General features: G+C 71.7%; 1 pseudogene. It reads left to right on the top strand.

Annotated features, from left to right (window positions below):
* Positions 1-605 (top strand): annotated as a pseudogene (locus ACDELDRAFT_RS23400) (DUF58 domain-containing protein); the annotation flags it as partial.

Below are 605 nucleotides of genomic sequence, written 5' to 3'. Positions count from 1 at the left end.
CCAGCCCGCAAGCTTTGGTGCGCGCGCGCTTTCAGCGCTGGTGGGAGGCACGCCTGCCGCTGGCCGACACCCTCACGCTCACACAGCGCAACGTGTACATCCTGCCCACCGGTGCGGGCTGGATGCTGGCCTTCACGCTGCTGGTGCTGTTGGTGGCCTCGATCAACTACCAGCTCAACCTGGGCTACCTGCTGACCTTCCTGCTGGCGGGCAGCGCGGTGGCGGGCATGCACCTGTGCCACGCCACGCTGCGCGGGCTCACCCTGCGGCTCAAGGCACCCGATCCCCACTTCCTGGGCGGCCGCACCGCCTTCGACGTGCAGCTTTTCAGCGACCGGAACACCCCACGCCACGGCATCGCCCTGTCGGTGCACGGCCACGGCACCCAGCACGACTGGGCGGTCACCGACGTGCCCGCGCAAGGCAGCGCCAGCGTGCAGGTGGCATTCCGCCCGGCGCGCCGCGGCCTGCACCGTGTCCCCACCCTGATGGCCGAGACACGCTTTCCCCTGGGCACCTTCCGTGTCTGGACCTACTGGCGCCCCGCCGCCCAGGTGCTGGTGTACCCGGCCCCCGAGGTGCCCCCGCCCCCCTTGCCCCCCGGC

Origin of the sequence: Acidovorax delafieldii 2AN, from assembly GCF_000175235.1 — a bacterium.
Lineage (GTDB): Bacteria > Pseudomonadota > Gammaproteobacteria > Burkholderiales > Burkholderiaceae_C > Acidovorax > Acidovorax delafieldii_B.
The sequence above is the reverse complement of the archived record's forward strand: the minus strand, read 5'-3'. Positions and strand labels throughout refer to the sequence as shown.